This window comes from Spirosoma sp. SC4-14 (assembly GCF_037201965.1).
In the GTDB taxonomy this organism is placed as follows: Bacteria; Bacteroidota; Bacteroidia; order Cytophagales; family Spirosomataceae; genus Spirosoma.
Genome location: NZ_CP147518.1, coordinates 709,271 through 731,267, shown reverse-complemented (window position 1 = coordinate 731,267; position 21,997 = coordinate 709,271). Strand labels below are relative to the sequence as shown.

The window sequence follows — 21,997 nt, the reverse complement described above, 5'->3', positions numbered from 1 at the left end:
CTGCAAACTTAAGCACTTTTATCCCATTAGCCCATCCAGATTTAGGCCCGGAATGTTGGGCAACAGCCCTTCGGTAGCCTGGCGAAGATGCTCACGGGCTTTGGTTTCGACGTTAGCCATTGCTTTATTGGTGGCCGCAACGATCAAATCCTGCAACATTTCCTTATCGTCGGGCTTAATGAGGTCGGCGTCAATCTCAATTGAAAGCACGTTTTTCAACCCATTAACGGTCACTTTCACCAACCCAGCTCCCGATTCGCCGGTTTCGGTAACGGCCGTAAGGCTTTCCTGGGCTTCTTTCATTCGAGACTGAACTTCCTTCATTTTCCCGAACATATCCATCATATTGAAATTCATCGTGTCGTATTATTTGGGGTCATTAGATGCTCTGGTTAATTAGTCAATGATCATTGATGTTTCTAGCCAATTCCGATCATCCAATGACTAATGGCCAATCTCTAATGACCTATGATTAGCATCTACCGAAGTAGTAACACAGCTCCGGTTCGAACAGTTTTCTGATTGGTAAGATCTACGACCTCAATCTGGTAAATATACTGCCCTTTATTGGCAGGTTGGCCGTTTACGTTCCCATCCCACCCCTGAGTTCGGTCGGTGGTGCTATAAACCACCCCTCCCCATCGGTCATAAATAATCATCCTGAACTGATCGACGTAAATACCTTTTACCACAAAGGTATCGTTCATACCGTCGCCATTGGGCGTAAAGGCGTCAGGAACAAAAATTTTAGGTTCGCGCCGAAACGTAAAAAAGTTAGAATAGCTCACGACACCCGTACTCGACACGGCAATGACGCGATATCGCTGCGATTGCAGGTTTGGATCGTTCGGGTCGGGTTCGTAATGAGTATTGCCACCCATTGAAATCTCTTTCTTCGTATTATTGGTCGAATCGACAATTTCGAGCGAATAGCTGGCCACGTCATCCGGGGTGAAGGGCGAACCAACCGTCCAGTCGATACCCGACGATGACTGTGCCGACAAAAATACGGTGCAGACCGGTTGAGAGGGTGGCGACGAGTGACCGCAGTTGCTCTGATACGCCAATTGGTAGCAATAAACTCCGCTATTGACGTCGGCGCTTTCGTCTACAAACGTATTCTTATTAGTGGTGCCAATAACCTCAAACGTCCCTGTTGGACTGGTAGCCCGACTGATCACAATGGTATAGCTAGACGAGGTGCCCGTATTGGGCAAGGTAGCAACAATACGCGGATGATTATCCTCTACAGAAACGACAATATCTTTTATTTCGCCCGGCGTTTCATCATTAATACCCGTTACGCACACCTGTGATGAGGTAACGATTGTTTGCCCAATCGTCGCTTCCAGTTTATAGCAATACTGAACTCCGCATTCAATAGTATTATTGTCTACATAGGTCGTTGTATTCCGATTGGCCACCGACCCAACAGGCGAGCTTCCCCGATAAATACGATAGGTTCTGAACGAACTGGTTGCCGATGTGCTGCCGGCATAAGGTTGCCAGCTCAAATCATTCTCCTTGTTGGCCGCTTTAACATCGAGCACCAGACTACACACCTGTTCGGATTGGTTTATCGATGTGGCTCCACAAGCATCCTGATAAGCTAATTGAAAACACTGCACCTGCTTGCTATCCGTTTGTACGGTAAATGTACCAGAACCCGTGCCTACCTGTCCGGTATTGGCATAAATTCCCGAAGCATCTTTCTGCAATAGCTGCACGTTTGTGCCTGTGCTCGACTGGTATTGAATTGAAATTGAATTATCGCTAACCGTAGTCAGTTTTGTAATAACTGGTGTAATGGTAGCCGAAAATGAAACTGTTTGCCTTGTAGAATTTACGGCTGCTGCAGGGGTGCTGCACCCGGCAGCGCCATAGGTACCAGTAATCGTAATGGTATAAGTAGCATTATTGGCGTAGGTATGGGTTTGTGGATTAACAACATCCGCGCGGCTAATTGGGTTGCTATTCTGCCCATCACCCCAGTTGATGATAAAATAATCGTACTGGCCAGTATTCGCATCCAGCGTCACGTTAACAATAGCCTGACGGCCTGAGCAACCTTTCGCTGTAAATTTGACCGGATCGACGGGTAACACGGTTACGACTTTGCAGGCAATGGTACCGGTAGCCTGTCCGCCACCGCTTCCTACCTGGATGATGGTATACGAACCCGGAGTGGTATAAACATGATTTTGAACATTTGTAATAGCCGTTGGCAGGCCATTACCGTTGTAATCGTAATTATAACCTACATTTGAGACATTTGAAGAAGCACTGGTAATTGTTACAACATCGTTCACACAGACTTTATCTTTTGCCAGTGTAAACCCTCCCGCAGCCGCTCCACCCGGAGTTATACAGTAATTTTGTGCCTGAGCAAACAAACTTGCAATTAAAAATAAGCCGGTCCAGAAAGCGGTTATCCATCTGGTTTTCACCCCAATTCCAAGCGGCCGCATTCGTAAAATTCGCACGAGGGTAAAGGTTTTTATCAAGTAAATTCTCTAAGACGGTTACTACTGCTAGTAACGTCTTAACCGACATTTTCGCGTCTGGCGAAACGTATCTTTCTAAAAAACAGTTTTCAGGCTGTAAGCTTATCGTTTTCTATCTTTAGTAAGCCTAAAGTTCAAAACCATAAACTTGTTACAGAAAACTTAAAGATACTTTGCTTACGCGCATCGCACAAACCAATGAGCAATAATAATACCAACATTACCGGAACCGAAACGACGGACCGGACCGGACCGGCTCCTATCCGATTGGATCGTATTGAAGATGCCATTGCTGACATAAAAGCAGGGAAAATTGTTCTGGTAGTGGATGACGAAGATCGCGAGAATGAAGGCGATATGATTTGCGCGGCCGAAATGATTACGCCCGAAATGGTCAATTTCATGATCCGCGAAGGGCGTGGCCTTATGTGCGCCCCGCTTACGCAGGAGCGTTGCGACGAGCTGGGGCTGGAAATGATGGTTACCAGCAATACGTCTGTCCATACAACCCCATTTACAGTTTCGGTCGATTTGTTAGGCCACGGCTGCACTACGGGTATTTCGGCTTCCGACCGCTCCAATACCATTCGGGCCCTGGTCGATCCGGCCACCAAACCCGAAGATTTGGGCCGCCCTGGGCATATTTTCCCGCTGCGGGCTGCCGAAGGTGGCGTTATTCGCCGGGCAGGCCATACCGAAGCAGCCATTGATCTGGCCCGTATGGCTGGTCTCTCGCCAGCCGGGGTGCTGATTGAGGTATTGAACGAAGATGGCACAATGGCCCGGTTGCCACAACTGCGGATAATGGCCGACCGGTTTGGTATGAAACTGGTTAGCATTCAGGATTTGATTGAGTATCGGTTACGGACCGAAAGCCTGATCCGGCGCGAAATTGGTGTCGATATGCCAACCGAATGGGGTCATTTCGACCTCATTGCCTATAAACAAAGCAACACAGGCGATACGCATCTGGCTTTGGTAAAAGGAACCTGGGAACCCAACGAGCCGATTCTGGTTCGCGTCCATTCTTCCTGTGTTACGGGCGACATTTTCGGGTCGTGCCGCTGCGATTGTGGTGGCCAGCTCCATGCCGCTATGGAGATGGTAGAAGCTGAAGGAAAAGGTGTTGTGGTGTATATGTTCCAGGAAGGACGCGGTATTGGCCTTCTCAACAAGCTCAAGGCTTATAAACTACAGGAAATGGGCCGCGATACGGTTGAGGCTAATATTGAATTGGGCCTTCCAATGGATGCCCGCGATTATGGAATCGGTGCACAGATTCTGCGCGACCTGGGCGTCCGGAAGCTCCGGCTCCTGTCGAACAATCCGAAAAAACGCGCGGGCCTGATGGGTTACGGACTCGAAATTGTTGAAACCCTTCCTATCGAAATGCCCTCTAACCCCCACAACGTACGTTACCTCCGCACCAAACGCGATAAAATGGGCCATACCATCATGAACGAGCCCGTAAACGAGGAGCAATAAACTAGTTTTCAGTTTATAGTTTTCAGTGGCTTCGCCTGTTAGTATACAACCTACTAAGGCAGCGCACTGAAAACTATAAACTGTTTCTACCTCCCGTAGAATCCACCGTTGTCGTAGAAGCTCCGACGACGACTAAGTTTAAGTTCCTGCAAAATAGCCGATCGAACGCGCAGGTCGAACGAGTAGTTTCCAGAACGGATATTGCTCCCCGAATAGGGCGTCCAGTTAAACGCCATCTCCCAGCAATGCAAATCCCGATTAATGCCGATAGTAGTCAGCGTGGGGCTATGGTACTGGAAATCATACCCCGTATTGAACGTAATCTTCCATTTCGGCGTCAGGCTCAGATCGCCCGTCAGGGTTAGCGCCTGAACCACCTGCGAGAGTTCTGGCGTTAGCTTGGTCAGGCCAAATGTGTAGCTAACATTAATTGACCAGGGTATGTTGAAATCGACGTAAAGCTCCGGATTATTGTTAATGGCTTTCATCGTTGCATCGGTCGCATTCGAGCTGGCTTTCTTCTTGTTAGCCTGCTTAGGCGCAAACCGGGTGCTCAGGTAAGCCTGTAAATTTGTTAATCGGGCAAGCCCCTGCCCAGCCTGGAGCGCATATAAATTGGGGACTCGGGCATACTGTTGATCCGAATAGCCAAGCGCCCGCAGCAGCAACTGCGAATAGGTATTATAAGCACTGGCCGCTGCACCTGATGCAGCATTCGCCAGCGCATAGTAGGCGGTGCCACCATAAGGCCGCGATGCATACGGGTCGAATGTCGACGAAATATTGAAGCTTACATTCTTGAAAATCTGCGTATTGGCACTAACGGCAATCGGCGACAGCTTATAATCCTGCGCCAGCAGGTTATAACTTCCGGTAATGCTGATATTATCGAAAATCGGAATTTTCTTAAAATCCTGCCCTGCCGAATCGCCCCGCGTGCGAACCTTCATTTCGAGTTGGTTTACAATCCCAAACGAGATAAATGCCGACTCCGTACTGGCACTACTACCACTACCACCCAACCCTCTGAATACCGATAGTGTGCGACGGTATTCCTGCAGATTAGCTAAGCTCCCAATGGCGGGCAATACCTGAAATTGCCCAAAAGATGGGTTCGTGAAATCAGGAATGTAGCTAAACGAAATCGTTGGCGCAATGGTATGTCGAATGGCTTCAATGCGTTTGCCCCGAATGAAATACGTACCATAAAGGCGCGTGTTCATACTTAGGTTTGCCGAGAAATTATAGGACGGGAAAAAGCCCCTTGCCGTATCGATCCGAACTTTATTTCGATCCGTAAGATACAACCCCGTAGCCGGGTCAATCGCCGTCGTATTATCGTAACCCAAATAGCGATAGCTTAGCTTCTTCGTATAGATACTCCCCTGAAGTGAGAAACCGGGGGTCAGGTTAATGTATCGGAGCAGTTTGAAGTTAGGCAATGAAATAGGAATACTATATTGAGCCTGAATGGCACGGTTCTGCCAGATTCGGTCCAGATTGGCAAAACTAAAGGCAATCAGATTCGGATCGGTAACAACCTGACCATTCCGAATAGCCGTTGCCCGTGCAATACTATCCAGCGCCCGCTGAACCGTATTGACCACTTTCAGGTCGGTAATTACCGGAAAGCCAAGCCCAGTGGTATCGACCTGAGTCGTAATCGTATTGCTGATACCAATCGAACCACTTACATCCAGACCAACCCGAAAACTTTCGTACCACCGACCCGTTCCGCCCTTTAGCGCAAAGGGCGCAATCTGGTTAATGCCGAAGTTAAACGACGACGACACATCGGTTTTACCGTTTTCTTTAATACCCGTTACCTGATTCAGTTGTCCAAACTGCTGGTTAACCCGCAGGTTCATACCCGCCCTGGCATACTGACCAAATTGGCGGCTGTACTGCACCGACGAAGCCGCGGTGTTTGATATATAAGCATTAGTACCCGTGTAGGAGTTAAACTGGTTATAACTGTTACTGCTCGCATTAACGTTAGCCGAAAAACTCCCCCGTCCGTGCGGAACAGGTGTATGCGACCACGAAATCGAGAAATCGCTTCGAGGCTTCTGCGATGTATCGACCCGGTCGCCTGAGCGGTTGCGGTTAAATTGCAGATTAATACCTCCGCTATAGCGATACCGTTTGTTATAGGCCGATGATACGCCCAGCCCCCAGCTACCCCGCGAATAGATTTGCCCTTTAAACTGCAGACCCAGATTTTCGTTTACGGCCCAGTAATAACCCCCATCGCGCAAATAAAACCCCCGGCCATTTGGTTCTTCGCCATAAGTCGGCACAATAATTCCCGACACGCCAATATCTTTTTTCTTCGGAAAAGGGAAAAAACCAAACGGCAGCCCAATTGGCAACGGAACCTGATTAATGACCAGATTAAACGGTCCGGCCACTACCTGTTTATTATGGATTACTTTCAGTTTACTGGCATTAATATGGAAGTGCGGAGTAGCCAGATTACAGGTTGTATAGATAGCCTTGCCAATATAGAGGTTATCTTCAGCATCTTTCTTAACATTTTGCCCCCGAATATTCCCTTCGCCCTGCTGCGTAATAACTCCCTGAATTTTTCCTTTTTTCGATTTGAAATTATACCGAATTTCTTTGGTATCATATTTGCCTTCACCATCCTGAAAGATGGGTCTTCCAATCCATTTTTTTGAAGTTGAGTCATAACGACCTTTAGCGTAAACCTCGTTGGTGAGGTAGTTTAACCGAATGTAGTCGGCTTTTAGCGAAATGTCGCCATAAATAACACTAGCATCGCCAAATAGCTCAACGGTTTGCCCGTCGGCCGCATAGATGGTAGAATCTTTTGCCTGATATTTCACCGTAGTGGCAAAGGCATCATCGCTCTTTGTTGTATCTGCTTTGGCGGTATCAGCCGCAGCAATTCGCAAGGAGTCGCCCCCAATTACGGTTTGGCTTTGGGGCAAAACAAGATTGGGCGATACGATACCGGGTCGTAACTGCGTTTTCCCTTTAGGCAACGTCTGCGAGCTGGGTGCAGTGGTGACAGGAGCAGGAGTTGCAGCGGCCGGATTGTTGGCGGCAGCCCTGGATGCGGGTGTGGGTTCGTTAGGTATCCGTTGTGCTGGCACAGAAGCGGGCGGAAGCCCTCCCTTGCCAGGCAGTTGCGGCAATGGCTGAGCCTGTGCAGGCTGGGTAGTTCCTGATCGGGCTCCCGAAGTATTTTTAACCGCATCGGGTTGAATCGTATCTTTTTTAACGGTTTCCAGATCCGACTTAACAACCGTTGTTCGGCCCGGCCGCTTCGTAGTTTTTGACGAAGTAGTGGCAGAAGCCGGTTTTGCGACTTTCGAAACCGCTTGGGTGGAGGTAGTTTTAGGCTGCGATTTAGTTGTAGTCAGCGTGCTGGTGGATGGCTTCGATAATCCGGTCAACGACGAAATAGTTGTCCGTTTAGTCGAAATACGTCTGGGCGATATAGTATCTTTAACCGATTGCTTACGCGTCGGTAGGTTCTGCCCCAATGCATTAAGTGTCCATACAGACCAAATGAGGCATATAATAACTCGTATGAGCGGGGACCGTAAAATAAAGTGTCCGTTTTTGAGTTTTATCAAAAAAATTATATTTGCCAAAGCGGTACTAAACCAGTGGCTTACAAAGGTATTCACGAACAGTTATCCCGCTATTGCCTTGAAACGATTTCAGCTGTTAAAATTTATTAAATCAACCCGCACCGTTTTTACGGTTCCGGCTCCCGGAATAGTAACAACCGTGGTCCTGATTTCATTGCCCTTACTGGCCCTTACTGTACTCCCGGCTCCGACCTCTGTTATACAGGATTTGACCCAGGATACCGTTCGTCGTGCCAGCCAGCAGGAGCCCGAATCGGCCTCCGCGCCCGAAAACGCCCCTAACCAGCTTCGTACGGTTGTACTCGATGCCGGACATGGCGGTAAAGATCCAGGCTGCATTGGCCGCAAAACGCGAGAATCGCGGGTGGTGCTTAAGCTTGTGCTCGAACTGGGTCGTAAAATTAAGCAACATATGCCGAAGATGCGGGTCATTTATACACGTTCGTCGGACCACTTCGTCGATTTATACGAACGCGGAGCCATTGCCAACCGAAATCGGGCCGATCTGTTCATCTCCATTCACTGCAACGCCAGCCCATCGTCGAGCCGTGTTTATGGCACAGAAACCTACACCATGGGGCTTCATAAGACGCAGGGTAACCTCGAAGTAGCCCGGCGCGAAAATGCGGCTATTCTACAGGAGCGGGATTACCAGACAACCTACAAAGGGTTCAATCCAAACTCTCCGCTGGCCACGATCATGCTGGCTAACTATCAACATGCGTTTATGGCAAGTAGTATTAATTTCGCCGAAAAAATCGAACGCAGTTTTCGGCACAATGCCAATCGCAAAAGCAATGGCGTTAAGCAGGCCGGTTTTATTGTGCTCTGGAAAACAGCAATGCCCAGTGTATTGATCGAAACGGGCTACCTCACAAACCCAACCGAAGAAAACTATCTGATGTCGGAAGAAGGACAGGAAGAAATTGCCGACGCCATTTATAAAGCCTTTTCCCAATATAAACAGGAGATCGAAGCTGGCGACTAATTGTTAGTAATCATTGGCAGTATCGTTCGAACAGGGTTTATAGCTAAACAAAGGCGTATAAACCGCTGGCTAATTACCGTTTATCGAAAATCCCATCTTTGCGGGACAAACAGCCACTAAACTTGGTTATACTCTTAATCAAACGGGTAGCGTAGCTCCCTGGCTGTTCTCCTTCATACACGCATGAAAATTTCGCAGGAAGTAAAAGTTGGCTTATTCGCTGTCATCGTACTGGTGATGTTTTATTTCGGATTTGAGTTTTTAAAAGGTTCTGACTTCTTTTCCTCTACACGTAAATACCAGGTTACCTACGATAATATTGATGGTCTTACGCCATCGAACCCCGTCCGAATCAATGGGTTATCGGTTGGCCGGGTCAAAAGCATCGAGATCTTACAGGATCAGGGTAATAAATTGCTGGTTACGCTTGAATTACGGAAAGAGATTCGGGTCACTCAGGGATCAAAGGCTATTTTGGCTGACGATGGCCTGCTTGGCGGTAAAATCGTTCAACTCGACATAAACCCGGGCGCTACCGTTCTGGACGATGGCGGAACACTGGTAGCCGCTAAAGAATCGGGATTATCGGCCCTGATCCGGGAAAAAACCCTGCCTGTACTTAATAATGTCGACTCGCTGACCTATCAGCTAAACCGCGTAGTAGCTCAGTTCGACCAAACCGGTGTTATTCTTAATCAGACTCTTAAAAGTGCTAATGCGACCGTTGGAACTCTCGGCTTAACGGTTTCGGAAAACCGGGCCACCATTCAGGCCGCTCTCGGCAATGTAAACCGTCTGGCAGCTTCGCTGGTTGAAACCGAAAAACAGTTAAAACCGATTCTGGCAAAAGCCGATTCATTTGCCGATTCCTTACAAAGTCTGCAACTTAAGCAAACCCTGACTACTGTAAACAAAACGGTCGGTAACCTGCAATCGATTCTGAGTGGAATTAGCAAAGGACAAGGCTCGCTGGGCAAGCTAACCTCCGATGAAGCCCTTTACCGTAATATCAATAATACGACAACCAGCCTCGAACAACTACTAACCGATCTGCGCCAACATCCGAAACGTTACGTGCATTTTTCAATTTTTGGTCGTAAAGACAGGCCTGTTCCAGAACCAACCGAGACCGTCACAAACACATCGGCTGTTAGCCCAAGTGATTCAACTAAATAGATTGCATTGCCGGAGTTATTTCAGAATGGCAGATTGGCTCTTTGCTTTTTGGCCTGTTGGGTTCTTATTGTTTCGATCCAAAGTGTAAGCAGGATGCCAATAGTATAGGCAAGCATATCAATCCATTCGAAGTATGTTCCGATTAGCGTTCTTGCTAGTTTCGAGTCTTCAAGACCAAGCCAGCGAATCACTTGAAAATACTGTAGGCATTCTATGGCGTAGGCGAATAACAGAGCAGCTAAAGCCGCTTTTCGCACGGGTATCGGTATAAATGACTTTATAAAGCAATAGACCAGAATAACCACTAAAAGATCGCCAACGTAAGGCCGGATGATTGGATCGTGGGCAAATTGGGCAATCAGAATTTCGACCGCAAGTAGCAGAATAACCCAAAAGAAATAATACCGGTTAAATTGCATTAGGTTGTTCATGGTTGGTTTTGGCTTATGGACATCCATAGCCTGTTGCGTTATAAGATGGTTGTCTTTCCTCTACTTCCATCAGCAGTTTTAATAACAAAACTACAGTAGAAGAACGCTATTTCTATGCAGTCCTTTATTGACGAGCTAGCCCAGCGCACCGAACAAACCCAGCTTGGTGGCGGGCAGAAAAAAATTGATGATCAGCACCGTAAGGGCAAACTAACCGCCCGCGAACGTATTGCTTACCTCACCGATTCCGGACAACCGTTCACCGAAATTGGCTTGTTTGCAGGTCAGGACATGTATGCCGAACACGGTGGCTGTCCGTCGGGGGGCGTTGTGGTGGGAATTGGTTATGTATCGGGTCGGCAATGCGTAATTGTCGCCAACGATGCTACCGTAAAAGCCGGAGCCTGGTTTCCAATAACTGCCAAAAAGAACCTTCGGGCGCAGGAAATTGCGATGGAAAACCGCCTGCCTATTATTTATCTGGTCGACAGTGCAGGCGTTTATCTTCCGCTACAGGACGAAGTTTTTGCCGATAAAGACCACTTTGGCCGCACGTTTCGGAACAATGCGCAGCTTTCGGCTATGGGCATTCTGCAGGTAGCCGCCATTATGGGAAGTTGTGTAGCCGGTGGCGCTTATCTGCCCATCATGTCCGACGAAGCTCTCATTGTTGAAGGTACCGGTTCCATTTTTCTGGCTGGTCCGTATCTGGTCAAAGCCTCGATTGGCGAAGAGGTGGATGCCGAAACGCTCGGTGGCGCCAGCACACATACCGAAATATCGGGCGTGGTCGATAATAAATACCCCGACGACAAAAGCTGCCTGGATGCAATCAAACGCATTTTCGACAAAATCGGTCATGCCGAAACAGCCGGCTTCGACCGTATTGAACCAGCATTACCAGCTAAGAGTCCCGAAGAAATCTATCAGCTTCTACCTACAGATCGGGTAAAACCCTACGATATGCAGGAGATTGTGGATAGACTTGTGGATAACTCTGCTTTCGATGCGTATAAACCCGATTATGGGCAGTCGCTGCTTTGCGGGTATGCCCGAATCGACGGTTGGGCCGTTGGCATTGTTGCCAATCAGCGAAAGGTTGTAAAAGCGAAAGGCCGTACTGGCCAGGCCAGCGAAATGCAGATGGGCGGTGTAATTTATGGCGATGCGGCCGACAAAGCGGCCCGATTCATTATGAACTGCAATCAGAAGCGTATTCCACTGGTATTTTTGCAGGATGTTTCGGGTTTCATGGTCGGAAGCCGGGCCGAACAGGGCGGCATCATTAAAGATGGAGCTAAAATGGTCAGCGCTATGGCCAATTCGGTAGTTCCGAAGTTTACGGTTGTGGTTGGTAATTCATACGGTGCCGGAAATTATGCCATGTGCGGCAAAGCCTACGACCCCCGGCTGATGCTGGCCTGGCCAACGGCGCAAATGGCGGTGATGAGTGGCGCTTCGGCCGCCAAAACGCTGCTTCAAATTCAGGTAGCTTCTCAAAAAGCAAAAGGCCAGCCGCTCACTCCCGAAGAAGAACAGGCACAACTCACAAAAATCACGCAACAATATAACGCCCAATTGTCGCCCTACTACGCAGCGGCCCGGCTTTGGGTCGATGCGGTTATCGATCCGCTCCAGACCCGGCAAATTCTTTCTGAAGGCATTGCTGCCGCCAACCACGCGCCGATTACTAAACCGTTTTCGGTGGGTGTGATTCAGACGTAAACCGAAATCCTATTTCCGCACGGCTTTCACTTCATCAGCCGTAATCCCGGATGCTTTGTTGCCAAAACTGCTGCGGATGTAGGTAAGTACGTCGGCGATCTGCGTATCGGTCAGGAAATCGTGAGCAGGCATGGCGTTGTCGTACACATCGCCTTCTATCTCCTGCCCCTGTAATCCTTTCAGCACCACATTGATGAGCCGGGTTTTATCGCCCAGCACCCAGTCTGTTTTCCGAAGGGGTGGATTCAGATTCGGCACACCCGAGCCATTGACCTGATGGCAGGTCAGGCAGTTTTGTTCATAAACAAGCTGGCCGGGCGATTTTGTAGCCGCAGTGGCTGGTTTAGCGGCTGGCTTTTGAGTCTGAGCTATCGAAACAGATGTCGATAGACAAATGAAGAAAAGTAGTAGTTTCATAGAGTTGGGGATTCGGTTTTTGGTTTACAGTTTACGATTGCTTCGCCTATCAGCATACACCCTGCCTGGGCAACGCAACCGTAAACCACAAACACTAACGCCATTTGAGCGTATTGAGCAAATGCATAATGTCCTTGCGAATGTACTGAATAACCGGCTGAAGCGAATCGTTTTGCGTAGCTGTATTGAAGTAGAGCGCACCGCGCAGGAAATGAGTTGTTGAATCGGTTGTGATAAACTGCACCTGGCTGGGAACTTCTCCTTCCAGATCGATCACACTCGCTTCCAGACCCGATTTCAGCCGTATTTTTTTCTCGTCAATGGCGTAGGCTTTTATGTTATGCCGAGCCGCCAGTTTATACGAATCTTCCAGCATAGCCCGCAACCGATTGATATTATGCTGAACAGGCTTGTAGGTTAACTGCACGCTGGCATGAAAAGCCGGATAGTTGATAAAGATCCAATGCGGCTCCGAACGGGCAAATGTATCGGGCAGAATCCGGGCAATTTTGTTGTATTCAAACTGATACGGATGCGTCGGTTCAAGAAGCGTATAGCTCGGCGCAGGTAAATCGATCCGTGGATAGCCCTTTGGTTTGGGTGTATAGTTCTCAGATGAGCTGTTGCCGCAGGCAGCCAGCAGCAAACCCGTCAGCAGAACAAGAAGGTATTTAATCACAGCTAGACTTTTGTTAGCCTGGATGGCCACGTCCAGGCAGAGACTCGTTTCCCAGACGTGGCCATCCAGGCTACGCAAACAACGAAAAAGCCCGGCCTTTTGGTGCGGGCTTTTCGGTTATGTTGGCCAGCATCTTACGATACCGTTACGTCTTCCAGTTCTTCTTTCCGAACGGGTTGGCCCAGAAGAGTAGCAAATCGGTTAATGTTGAACGTTGGCTCAAACCAGACTTCGCCCATTACCGGATGCCTGACCGGCACATCGGGGTTCTGAATTTCATTCAGCAACACACCTGTTTCGCCGGTTGTATGCCGTTTTACCTGCCGAATTGTATAGAGCTGATCCCGCTTTGGTGTTTGAACGCCAAACTCGGCATAGAAAGCCAGTACGGGTGCCGGAAAATTATCGTTTGTGCAAATGACTTCCATAAATCGAAACCTTGATTTTCAGGATTTTAAAGATAACACGAATCAGTAGCAAAAAGTCACCAGACGAATCGGTTTCTTCGGCAAAAATACAGCTACTTTACGGATTCTTCTTAAGAAGCCAGAACGTTTCGCTTATTGGGGTGCCCTAATCTTCGAACAGATTCCCCAGGTGGCCTAACACAGAGCCGCCTTCTTTATGAGCCTGTCCTCCATTGGGAGCCAGCCGCTGAACCAGTTTAGAGATCGGCATCGACTGAATCCAGACTTTACCGGTTCCGCGCAATGTTGCCAGAAATATACCTTCTCCCCCAAAAATCATGCTTTTCAGGCCACCAGAGCGCTGAATATCGAAACTGATGCTGGGTTCAAAACCAACCACGCAGCCCGTATCGACGCGCAGGGTTTCGTTGTTCAGCGTCCGCTCAACAACCACTCCCCCCGCATGAATGAAGGCCATGCCATCGCCCTGAATTTTCTCCAGAATAAAGCCTTCGCCACCAAAAAATCCCGAGCCCAGCCGCTGGTTAAACTGAATGCTAAGTTTTGTACCGAGTGCGGCACATAAAAAAGCATCTTTCTGAACAATGAGCGTGTTGCCATACACATTGGCCAGATTAACGGGCATAACTGTTCCTGGATAGGGTGCCGCAAATGCAACCTTACGCTTGCCAACACCCCGGTTGGTGAAGTGGGTCATAAAGAGCGATTCGCCCGTGATAACGCGCGTACCGGCCTGTAGCAATTTCCCCAGAAATCCCTGATCGGGCTGGGAGCCATCGCCCATTTTGGTTTCAAACACAATGCCATCTTCCATAAACAGCATCGAACCGGCTTCTGCAATAACTGTTTCGTTAGGGTCTAGCTCAATCTCAACAATCTGGATGTCTTCGCCAATGATTTTGTAATCGATCTCGTGAGAATACATACTGAGAGTGGTTAGTGGTCAGTAATTCATGTTTAATGGGCGAAAACTACAGAAACATGGGCATTCGTCGACTCTTTATTCGTACAAACGGCCCAAAAAAAGCCCGACCGGGCGTTTTTGCGGGTCGGGCTGTTAGCGTTGATTAATGTCGTCGGGCAAATCGTTATCCGTATCGTCAAACAGGTGTTCATCGTCCGAATCCTCCTCTTTTTCATCAGGTTCGGGGTCACCTTTCAGATTCAGATCTGTCCGGTGGCGCAGTTTTTTGTCATCGACCGTCTTATTCAAAAACTGATTGATCCGGTCTATATCAAAACTCGTAGTGATCTCGCCAAACGAGTTGATCTTGATATCGAAGCCTTCAAGTTCTTTATGAACGCGAGGTTTATCGTTTTCGTCGGGGTTTTTCTTTTTTGCCATGCTCCAGTAGTATGATGTATGTACTTAAGAACGATTCTTCTTTTTTATCAGAATTGTAGTGCAAATAATTAGTTACTAATGAGCCGCTTGAGCTTTCTGAAATAAACATCCAATCCGTTCTTTTTTACCGCAGAGCGCACAAAGGTTATTCGCAAAGGTCACAGAGAAACGCTACTGTATGATCTGTGGGCACTCTGTGGTAAAGCCTCTGCGTCACCGTATATCGACCAACAGGGCTTTTTCATAAAACAGTATTTCTCCCGGTTATGAACAAAAGTAGAACACGGATGACACCGATTGAACGGATTTTCCCAGATAAAATGGCCAATTAATCGGTATCATCCATGTTCTGCTTCTTTCTATAAAAAAGCCTTGTTTCATTCAGATAGTCTGTTGCAGTTAACAACGCTAACCAGCAACATGTTTGATGCAGGAGTAGCTGGCCCGATGTTTACAAGTCACTACTCCAAACATATATCATCCAGTTATTCTCAACGTTTCCAATGCCTTTTCAAGCCGCTGAATTGTTTCGTCTTTACCGATGATTTCCATCGTTAGCATCAGGTCAGGACCCGCGCCCAGCCCCGTCAGTGCCAGCCGCATGGCCTGCATAATTTTCCCCTGTTTGATACCCGCCTGCTGCATGGTATCGGCCAGCGTATGCTTGATATTTTCGGCCAGAAACTCGTCTTCAAATGACGTTAGCGCATCGCGGAAGGCCGTTACGGCTTTCACCGCATCGTTGTTCCACTTGGCCGTGGCAATGGCTTCGTCGTAGGTTGTTGGCGCGTTGAAGATGGTGCCCGCTTCGGTGAAAATCTCGTGGGCAAAATTCACCCGACCTTTCAGCAAAGCGGCAATTTTTTCGGCTTTCTCCAGCGAACAACTAAATCCAGCGGCTTCGGCCTGCTGCCGAACCGTTGGCGCCAGTGCTGAATCGGGCTGCTGCCGAACATACTGATGATTGAACCACTGTGCTTTCTGAATATCGAACCGGGCACCAGCCTTGTGTACCTGTGCAATATCGAAGCTGGCAATCAGCTCGTCCATCGTGAACAACTCCTGCTCGGTGCCCGGATTCCAGCCCAGCAACGCCAGGAAGTTAATGGTAGCTTCGGGCAGGTAACCGTCTTCACGGAAACCACGGGCAACCTGTCCGGTAAACGGATCGGTCCATTGCAACGGAAAAATCGGGAAACCACCCAGGTCGGCATCACGCTTACTGAGTTTTCCATTCCCTTCAGGTTTCAGCAACAGCGGCAGGTGCGCAAACTGAGGCATGGTATCTTCCCAGCCCAGATAACGGTATAGCAACACATGCAATGGAGCCGACGGCAGCCACTCTTCGCCCCGAATTACGTGTGTGATCCCCATCAGGTGATCGTCTACAATATTGGCCAGGTGATAGGTTGGCAACCCGTCGGATTTCAGTAGTACTTTATCGTCGATGGCCGACGAATGTACGTTTACCCAACCCCGAATCAGATCGTTGAGCCGAACCTCTTCTTTGCGGGGTGTTTTCAGCCGCACCACATATGGATCACCTGCGTCGATGCGCGCCCGAACCTCTTCAGGTTTCATGGTCAGCGAATTGTGCATCTGCATCCGGGTAATGGCATTGTATTGAGCCGCTGGTGCATTGGCTGCTTCGAGCCTCCGACGCATGGCGTCTAGTTCTTCGGCCGTGTCGAACGCATAATAAGCTTTGCCTTCATCGATCAGGCGCTGAGCTTCTTTCTGGTAAATTTCCTTACGTTCCGATTGCCGGTATGGACCATGCGGCCCACCAACGCCCTGGCCTTCGTCTATTTCGATACCGACCCAGCGCAGCGATTCCAGAATATACTCTTCGGCTCCCGGCACAAACCGATTCTGGTCGGTATCTTCAATACGCAGGAGCATTTTTCCGCCCATTTTTCGGGCAAACAGGTAATTATAAAGCGCTGTACGCACCCCGCCAATATGTAGCGGCCCGGTAGGGCTGGGCGCGAAACGAACGCGTATGTCTGAACCAGGATTCACAGGATTCAAATGATTTACAGGATTTTTTAGTATCTGGACTGCCGATTGACTTTAACATTTAGTCAAATCAGATTTATCAGGTTAATCAACTAAATCCCGGTTCAGATAACCGCTATCACCGAAATTTCGACGTTTACATCTTTAGGCAGACGCGCCACTTCTACGGTTTCGCGGGCTGGCGGATCGCTGGTAAAAAATTGCCCATACACTTCATTGATAGCGGCAAAGTTGTTCATGTCTTTCACAAAAATGCTCGACTTCACAATATTGCTATAATCCATACCGGCGGCTGTCAGAATAGCGCCGATGTTTTCCATTACTTTCTGGGTTTCGGCCCGAATATCGCCCTGAGGAGCCAGCTCAATGGCAACCTGCCCCGAAACGAACAACATGCCTGCGCCTGCTGGAACACTCACGGCCTGGCTATATGGACCGATAGGGGCGGGAGCCTGATCGGTATAAACAATTTGTTTGCTCATGGTTTTTAGTACTAATTCGCCTGCAAGTTACCACCAAACCCTCTTATGGCCGAAAATCATCTCATTATCTTCGTTAAAAACCCCATAGCTGGTCAGGTTAAAACCCGTATTGCCCGCACCGTAGGCAACGAACGGGCTGTTGAAGTCTATCAGCACTTACTACAACACACTCAGCAGATTACGCAATCGATACCGTGCCACAAAGTGGTGTATTACGGCGATTTCATCAACACCAACGATGGCTGGAACGGCTACGAGAAACAAATCCAAACGGGCAACGATTTGGGCCAGCGGATGCTCAACGCCTTCAGAGAACAGTTTGCGGCTGCTTCGGCCGACGATCACGTTGTCATTATTGGAAGCGATTGTCTGGCCATTACTCCAGCGCATATTCAACAGGCTTTTGATGTGCTGAAAACCGCCGATGTTGTAATTGGTCCGGCTACCGATGGTGGCTATTATTTGTTAGGCACCAATCGGTTTTATCCGTTTTTGTTCGAAAATATGCCCTGGAGTCAGCCGGAACTTTTTGAGTTGACCGAACTGGCCATTTTGCAACATAGTCTGACGTTCGAATGTCTGGAACAATTAACCGACATTGATGAGTGGGACGATTATCAACGAGCAATCCAATGACTAGCTGGAAAGATTTTTTGATTAGTGCTTCAGCCGATGCCGAAGCGCAGTTCGACAAACTTAAGAATCGTCTCTTTAACCGTCTCGACGTCGAAAAACCTTATAAGATCATTTATTACCGGGGTTTTGGCAGCCCAACAGCGGTGTGGCTGAAAGGGCGGGTTTTGCGCCAGCGGGATCTGAGTACGCCCAGCGACAACGATACGTTCTGGCAAAACCTGCTGGCTACCTATCAGCGATTCGAAAGTGACGAAGTACCGGGCGCGACCGTACGCGTGGAAGCCTTCGGGAAGACTTACATTACCCAAACCGACGCTGATGGTTATTTCGACATAACGATTACTCCGCCAAACGATCTACCACCGGGCAGGGCCTGGTTCCCGGTTCGTTATGCGCTCGACAACGTTGTTCAGCCCACGGGCGAAGCAGTTGCTAAAGATGGTTATCTGATGATTTCGCCCCACTATAGCCAGTTTGGGGTTATTTCCGACATCGACGACACCGTGCTGGTAACGGGGGCAACCAGCCTTTTACAAACCGCACGGCTTACATTTCTGGGCAATGCTTATACCCGCCTGCCGTTTGCCGGTGTCGCGGCTTTTTATCGGGCATTGCAAAGCGGCCCTGTTACAACCTTGTTTAATCCAATCTATTTTGTGTCGAGCAGCCCCTGGAATCTATACGATTTGCTGGTTGATTTTTTCCGGATTCAGGGCATTCCGAAAGGGCCAATTCTGCTTCGCGATTTCAGTTTTAACCCCGAATTACTTTCAGATCAATCGCATCACACGCACAAGCTTGCCATGATTCGGAAAGTACTGGACGTAAACCCAGCGCTGCCATTTGTGCTGATTGGCGACAGCGGCCAGCAGGACCCTGAAATCTATACACAGGTTGTTCGCGATAATCCCGGCCGAATTCGGGCCATCTACATCCGTGATGTCTCCGAAGATCGGCGCGACGCAGCCGTTCGCGAACTCATCCGAACCACAGAAGCCTATAACGTTCCGATGTTGCTGGTTCCTGATACGGTTGAAGCGGCTGAACATGCCGCTTCGCTTAGCCTAATCGACCCCGATACCATTCCCGAAATCCGCGCCGACCGCCGGGCGGACAAGGAATAAGTAGCGAAAAAAATAGTGTAGAGTGAAAAATAGGGCTGACGCTTCTAGTTTATTCTTCATTTTTCACTCTACACTCTTCACTATTTTTTGCACTACTTATACGCCTGCTACCATTTTTTTCATTTTGTCCATGGAGGTTTTGGCGACCGTCATGGCGTCCTGAGCGTAGTAGTTTTTGTTGAATACTTCCAGCGACACAATAATAGATTTGTTGGGATCTTTAATGCGTTTCAGAGTTTCTTTGATAGGTGCTACCCCATCGCCCGGATAAACTCGATCGGCATCGGTGATAACCTCACGAGTCATGTTGGCGGGGTAATCGTTAACGTGAAATACTTCAATAGCCGGTTTGCCTACCAATGGCAGGCTATCGATACTGGTACCTCCTTTAAAAATATGGTAAATATCGAGTAGTAGTCGTGCCGATGGGTGACCGGTTTCGATTGCTACATACATGACCTCGCTCAACCGACTCAGGTTTTTTGAGAAGCCCCACATTTCCAGTTGGGGAACTACACCCGTCTGATCGCCTAATTCCAGAATAGCCCGGTAGCGTTCGGCGGCTTTTTTCAAATCGATACTGGGCGAATCGGGCGTTTGTGCGCCTATCGACGGCGTTGCTACCCGTTTGCACCCAATTTGGGCCAGCAATTCCATCTCGCGTTTCATCTGATCGAGCCCCTGAGCACGTTTGGCATCATCGTCGATAATCCAGGGAGCAAAACCAATAGCATTTTCCACCCGAATTCCCTGGTCGGATAGCACTTTACGGGCATCGGCAACCGTACCACCCGATTTTATGTACTGTTGCAACGTCTCAATCCAGATTTCGACGTGCTGAAAGCCAGCTTTCGAAGCGGTTTCCAGCTCTTTGACAAAACCGAGTTTGTGCCCCCGAAGAGTGCTCATGTTCAGGCAAAGTGCGAAGGGTGCAGGAGCCATAGGAGCGGGCGGTGGAATTGCAGCCGACGACGCTACGGCTGGCGAAAGCGAAGTGCCCAAAGCGGCAGTGATCGTTGCCAGAGTCTGGCGACGGGTTACGGATTGCGACATAAGGTTCGATGTAACGCGGACTGAGGTCCGTTTTTAGACAGGAACGGGTCAAAGCCCGTGTTACCTCTAAAACCAAAATTTGCCCGGAACTACTGATGATTGGTCATTCGTCATTGGCAAATCAATAATCTAATGACCAATGACGAATTAACCAATGACCTGCTCTTTAAAACAGCGGTTCGTTTACCTGCGTATCGAACACGCCGGTGAGCACACGTCCACTGCGTTTCACCTGAATCCAGATTCGATAGTGGCCAGGGCGCGGAAATGCGTATGGGAATTCAACCATATTTTTGGTTTTCATCTCATGATTCATGGCGGGCATACCGGCCATCAGCAATTTATTCTTTTCGTCTTCGGGTAGTGTTTTGAGGGTAGCAACGTAGGTATCGATACTATCCCGAAATCGGGCGGCATTCGGATAATGAAACGTTCGGGTCGTGTCGGCGATACGGTTTACCATCGACTCTTCGGCCGCCATCGAGTAGGTACCAACCGGATGCAGGTGGATGTAAACAGTGCCATCGGAACGTAAAATAGCTGCGTGACCACTCATGCCCAAATACGGCTCCAGTGTAACGGCTTTCCCATCAGCATCGGCTACGGCAAATTTCAGATTGTATAGCTTCCCAACTTCCAGTGCGCCTACTGGTTTGTCCATCCAGATCATGTTTGTGCCATCTTCCAGCTTTGTTGTGGCACCGGGCTTGCCGCATACCACCATATCGTTGTCCAGATGCGGCACATTAGCGGCATTGGTTTTTATGCCCATCGGCTCCGTTACGAGCCAGGTATCGTCGGGGTCCGATGGTTTGGCCTGGGCAGCCGCTTCGGCGCTTATTTTCACGAAAGGCACCTCAACCGTATCGGTTAGCGTTTCGGTAAAACCACTTCGGTAAACCACATCGGCATATAGCAGGTATTTCCCTCCCGGCAACCCCACAGGCAACGACGTTTCATAGTTAAGCGTGTCGCGCCGGTTCGGGTGTAAATGGGCAAAGGCATCCAGCCCTGGTGTTCTGACCAGAAAAGCGTGCATCAATTTTCCGTGGTCGGGCAGCATATAGCTAAACATCCGGCGCAACTGCCGTTTTTTACCAAAACCAGTCGTATCGAACCGGATCGTAAGTTGCCGCTGCGCGTTCGCAATTTGCACCGACGTTTGAATGGGCATTGGCCGGTAAAGCTGTACAGTACGATATTCTTCCTCCGTACTGGTCCACCACGAACGCCAGCCCGCCAGAATCAACGTAACCACAACCAAACCGACGCCCATACCTATCAACCGACGGCGGCCCAGTGCGTTGGGCGTTGGTTGATGGGGGTCGGCAATACCATCGGCATTACTGGCACCAATAATGGTAATCAGCATCACAACCAGTAGCAAGCCCATGGCGGCCAATGCCCAGCCTGTTCCGGCAGGCATATCGCGCATGGCAGTAGCCACGGCAACAATTGGCACCACCACCTGCTCTCTGCCATCGGGCCCTTCAATGCTTAGTTCGACACTCGATGAACCCGAGTCCATGAGCCAGAGATCGCCTTCGTACCGATTTTGCCCAATGCGTTGCAGTACATCATGCGTGGGTGCTCCTTTGTCGCCCGATCGAAAATAAATGGGCCGAGCCCCAACGCTGCTAACGCGCCCCCGTTCGACAAATACGGTTACTTTAGCCGTGCCGGGCACAACATCGGGAGGGCTAACACTAACCAGCAGCGTATACTTACCTGCCTGTTTCTGAACAATAACGCCCGAACTTCCTACATGAGCGGTTGCCGTAAGCGAAAACGCCAGCCAGAACATGAACAGGCTATAAAAAGTCAGTTGCTTCAACCGCGCTAAATCTCGAAATACAGAAAAAATCATAATGCTATGTACCTT

At 49.0% G+C, this 21,997-nt stretch carries 19 protein-coding genes; 6 read left to right on the top strand and 13 right to left on the bottom strand.

Features of this window, described 5'->3' with window-relative positions; translation table 11 throughout:
- Positions 1 to 18: 18 nt before the first annotated feature.
- A complete protein-coding gene (locus WBJ53_RS03095; protein WP_338874582.1) occupies positions 19 to 357 on the bottom strand; it encodes a YbaB/EbfC family nucleoid-associated protein in 339 nt (112 codons plus the stop codon).
- Positions 358 to 479: 122 nt separating this feature from the next.
- A complete protein-coding gene (locus WBJ53_RS03090) occupies positions 480 to 2,483 on the bottom strand; it encodes a gliding motility-associated C-terminal domain-containing protein (RefSeq protein ID WP_338874581.1) in 2,004 nt (667 codons plus the stop codon).
- Between the two features lie 219 nt (positions 2,484 to 2,702).
- On the opposite strand from WBJ53_RS03090, the gene WBJ53_RS03085 reads away from it, so the two are divergent.
- Positions 2,703 to 3,989: a bifunctional 3,4-dihydroxy-2-butanone-4-phosphate synthase/GTP cyclohydrolase II gene (locus WBJ53_RS03085; protein ID WP_338874580.1), complete on the top strand. Its 1,287-nt coding sequence runs from the start codon at positions 2,703 to 2,705 to the stop codon at positions 3,987 to 3,989.
- A gap of 86 nt (positions 3,990 to 4,075) precedes the next feature.
- Here WBJ53_RS03085 and WBJ53_RS03080 read toward each other — a convergent pair whose 3' ends face one another.
- Complete coding sequence (locus tag WBJ53_RS03080) at positions 4,076 to 7,501, bottom strand: putative LPS assembly protein LptD (protein WP_338874579.1); 3,426 nt, start codon at positions 7,499 to 7,501, stop codon at positions 4,076 to 4,078.
- Positions 7,502 to 7,697: 196 nt separating this feature from the next.
- Between WBJ53_RS03080 and WBJ53_RS03075 the strand changes: the two genes are divergently transcribed.
- Together WBJ53_RS03075 and WBJ53_RS03070 are read left to right on the top strand one after the other, a co-directional pair.
- Positions 7,698 to 8,600 carry an N-acetylmuramoyl-L-alanine amidase gene (locus WBJ53_RS03075; protein ID WP_338877146.1) on the top strand — a complete coding sequence of 301 codons (903 nt, stop codon included), beginning with the start codon at positions 7,698 to 7,700 and terminating at the stop codon, positions 8,598 to 8,600.
- A 183-nt stretch (positions 8,601 to 8,783) separates the two neighbouring features.
- Positions 8,784 to 9,776, top strand: a complete 993-nt coding sequence (locus WBJ53_RS03070; RefSeq protein WP_338874578.1) for an MlaD family protein — start codon at positions 8,784 to 8,786, stop codon at positions 9,774 to 9,776.
- Between the two features lie 20 nt (positions 9,777 to 9,796).
- On the opposite strand, the gene WBJ53_RS03065 is transcribed toward WBJ53_RS03070, so the two are convergent.
- Entirely contained in the window at positions 9,797 to 10,207 is a 411-nt protein-coding gene (locus WBJ53_RS03065) for a DUF2809 domain-containing protein (RefSeq protein WP_338874577.1), read from the bottom strand.
- 114 nt (positions 10,208 to 10,321) lie between these two features.
- Between WBJ53_RS03065 and WBJ53_RS03060 the strand changes: the two genes are divergently transcribed.
- The gene (locus tag WBJ53_RS03060) at positions 10,322 to 11,932 is read left to right on the top strand and encodes an acyl-CoA carboxylase subunit beta (RefSeq protein ID WP_338874576.1); all 1,611 of its coding nucleotides are present in this window, start codon (positions 10,322 to 10,324) and stop codon (positions 11,930 to 11,932) included.
- Positions 11,933 to 11,941: 9 nt separating this feature from the next.
- On the opposite strand, the gene WBJ53_RS03055 is transcribed toward WBJ53_RS03060, so the two are convergent.
- The 7 genes from WBJ53_RS03055 to WBJ53_RS03025 all read right to left on the bottom strand — a co-directional run bounded on the left by WBJ53_RS03055 (position 11,942) and on the right by WBJ53_RS03025 (position 17,302).
- Positions 11,942 to 12,349 carry a cytochrome c gene (locus WBJ53_RS03055; RefSeq protein ID WP_338874575.1) on the bottom strand — a complete coding sequence of 136 codons (408 nt, stop codon included), beginning with the start codon at positions 12,347 to 12,349 and terminating at the stop codon, positions 11,942 to 11,944.
- A 94-nt stretch (positions 12,350 to 12,443) separates the two neighbouring features.
- A complete protein-coding gene (gldD, locus tag WBJ53_RS03050) occupies positions 12,444 to 13,028 on the bottom strand; it encodes a gliding motility lipoprotein GldD (protein ID WP_338874574.1) in 585 nt (194 codons plus the stop codon).
- Between the two features lie 134 nt (positions 13,029 to 13,162).
- A complete protein-coding gene (locus tag WBJ53_RS03045; protein ID WP_338874573.1) occupies positions 13,163 to 13,456 on the bottom strand; it encodes a hypothetical protein in 294 nt (97 codons plus the stop codon).
- Positions 13,457 to 13,601: 145 nt separating this feature from the next.
- The gene (locus WBJ53_RS03040; RefSeq protein WP_338874572.1) at positions 13,602 to 14,381 is read right to left on the bottom strand and encodes a TIGR00266 family protein; all 780 of its coding nucleotides are present in this window, start codon (positions 14,379 to 14,381) and stop codon (positions 13,602 to 13,604) included.
- Positions 14,382 to 14,513: 132 nt separating this feature from the next.
- Positions 14,514 to 14,801 carry a hypothetical protein gene (locus WBJ53_RS03035; protein ID WP_338874571.1) on the bottom strand — a complete coding sequence of 96 codons (288 nt, stop codon included), beginning with the start codon at positions 14,799 to 14,801 and terminating at the stop codon, positions 14,514 to 14,516.
- Between the two features lie 477 nt (positions 14,802 to 15,278).
- Positions 15,279 to 16,823 (bottom strand): glutamate--tRNA ligase, encoded by a 1,545-nt coding sequence (gltX, locus tag WBJ53_RS03030; protein WP_338874570.1) that lies wholly within the window; start codon positions 16,821 to 16,823, stop codon positions 15,279 to 15,281.
- A gap of 101 nt (positions 16,824 to 16,924) precedes the next feature.
- Entirely contained in the window at positions 16,925 to 17,302 is a 378-nt protein-coding gene (locus WBJ53_RS03025) for a Rid family detoxifying hydrolase (protein ID WP_338874569.1), read from the bottom strand.
- A 45-nt stretch (positions 17,303 to 17,347) separates the two neighbouring features.
- Here WBJ53_RS03025 and WBJ53_RS03020 point away from each other — a divergent pair, with 45 nt between their 5' ends.
- Positions 17,348 to 17,938 carry a TIGR04282 family arsenosugar biosynthesis glycosyltransferase gene (locus tag WBJ53_RS03020; protein WP_338874568.1) on the top strand — a complete coding sequence of 197 codons (591 nt, stop codon included), beginning with the start codon at positions 17,348 to 17,350 and terminating at the stop codon, positions 17,936 to 17,938.
- Entirely contained in the window at positions 17,935 to 19,062 is a 1,128-nt protein-coding gene (locus WBJ53_RS03015) for a phosphatase domain-containing protein (protein ID WP_338874567.1), read from the top strand. The genes WBJ53_RS03020 and WBJ53_RS03015 overlap by 4 nt, the downstream gene beginning before the upstream one ends.
- A gap of 96 nt (positions 19,063 to 19,158) precedes the next feature.
- Here the strand turns inward: WBJ53_RS03015 and WBJ53_RS03010 are convergent, their stop codons facing one another.
- Together WBJ53_RS03010 and WBJ53_RS03005 are read right to left on the bottom strand one after the other, a co-directional pair.
- Positions 19,159 to 20,115 carry a sugar phosphate isomerase/epimerase family protein gene (locus tag WBJ53_RS03010; protein WP_338874566.1) on the bottom strand — a complete coding sequence of 319 codons (957 nt, stop codon included), beginning with the start codon at positions 20,113 to 20,115 and terminating at the stop codon, positions 19,159 to 19,161.
- Between the two features lie 166 nt (positions 20,116 to 20,281).
- On the bottom strand, positions 20,282 to 21,919 hold the full coding sequence (locus WBJ53_RS03005; RefSeq protein WP_338877145.1) for a hypothetical protein: 1,638 nt from the start codon (positions 21,917 to 21,919) through the stop codon (positions 20,282 to 20,284).
- Positions 21,920 to 21,997: the final 78 nt, after the last annotated feature.

What these genes read in the sequence shown, in the direction of transcription:
- WBJ53_RS03070 (WP_338874578.1), top strand. Translation starts at nt 8,784, where the DNA reads ATGAAAATTTCGCAGGAAGTAAAAGTTGGCTTATTCGCTGTCATCGTA.
- WBJ53_RS03010 (WP_338874566.1), bottom strand. Translation starts at nt 20,115, where the DNA reads ATGTCGCAATCCGTAACCCGTCGCCAGACTCTGGCAACGATCACTGCC.
- WBJ53_RS03045 (WP_338874573.1), bottom strand. Translation starts at nt 13,456, where the DNA reads ATGGAAGTCATTTGCACAAACGATAATTTTCCGGCACCCGTACTGGCT.
- WBJ53_RS03015 (WP_338874567.1), top strand. Translation starts at nt 17,935, where the DNA reads ATGACTAGCTGGAAAGATTTTTTGATTAGTGCTTCAGCCGATGCCGAA.
- WBJ53_RS03025 (WP_338874569.1), bottom strand. Translation starts at nt 17,302, where the DNA reads ATGAGCAAACAAATTGTTTATACCGATCAGGCTCCCGCCCCTATCGGT.
- WBJ53_RS03005 (WP_338877145.1), bottom strand. Translation starts at nt 21,919, where the DNA reads ATGTTCTGGCTGGCGTTTTCGCTTACGGCAACCGCTCATGTAGGAAGT.
- WBJ53_RS03040 (WP_338874572.1), bottom strand. Translation starts at nt 14,381, where the DNA reads ATGTATTCTCACGAGATCGATTACAAAATCATTGGCGAAGACATCCAG.
- WBJ53_RS03055 (WP_338874575.1), bottom strand. Translation starts at nt 12,349, where the DNA reads ATGAAACTACTACTTTTCTTCATTTGTCTATCGACATCTGTTTCGATA.
- WBJ53_RS03035 (WP_338874571.1), bottom strand. Translation starts at nt 14,801, where the DNA reads ATGGCAAAAAAGAAAAACCCCGACGAAAACGATAAACCTCGCGTTCAT.
- WBJ53_RS03020 (WP_338874568.1), top strand. Translation starts at nt 17,348, where the DNA reads ATGGCCGAAAATCATCTCATTATCTTCGTTAAAAACCCCATAGCTGGT.
- WBJ53_RS03065 (WP_338874577.1), bottom strand. Translation starts at nt 10,207, where the DNA reads ATGAACAACCTAATGCAATTTAACCGGTATTATTTCTTTTGGGTTATT.
- WBJ53_RS03085 (WP_338874580.1), top strand. Translation starts at nt 2,703, where the DNA reads ATGAGCAATAATAATACCAACATTACCGGAACCGAAACGACGGACCGG.
- WBJ53_RS03060 (WP_338874576.1), top strand. Translation starts at nt 10,322, where the DNA reads ATGCAGTCCTTTATTGACGAGCTAGCCCAGCGCACCGAACAAACCCAG.
- WBJ53_RS03095 (WP_338874582.1), bottom strand. Translation starts at nt 357, where the DNA reads ATGAATTTCAATATGATGGATATGTTCGGGAAAATGAAGGAAGTTCAG.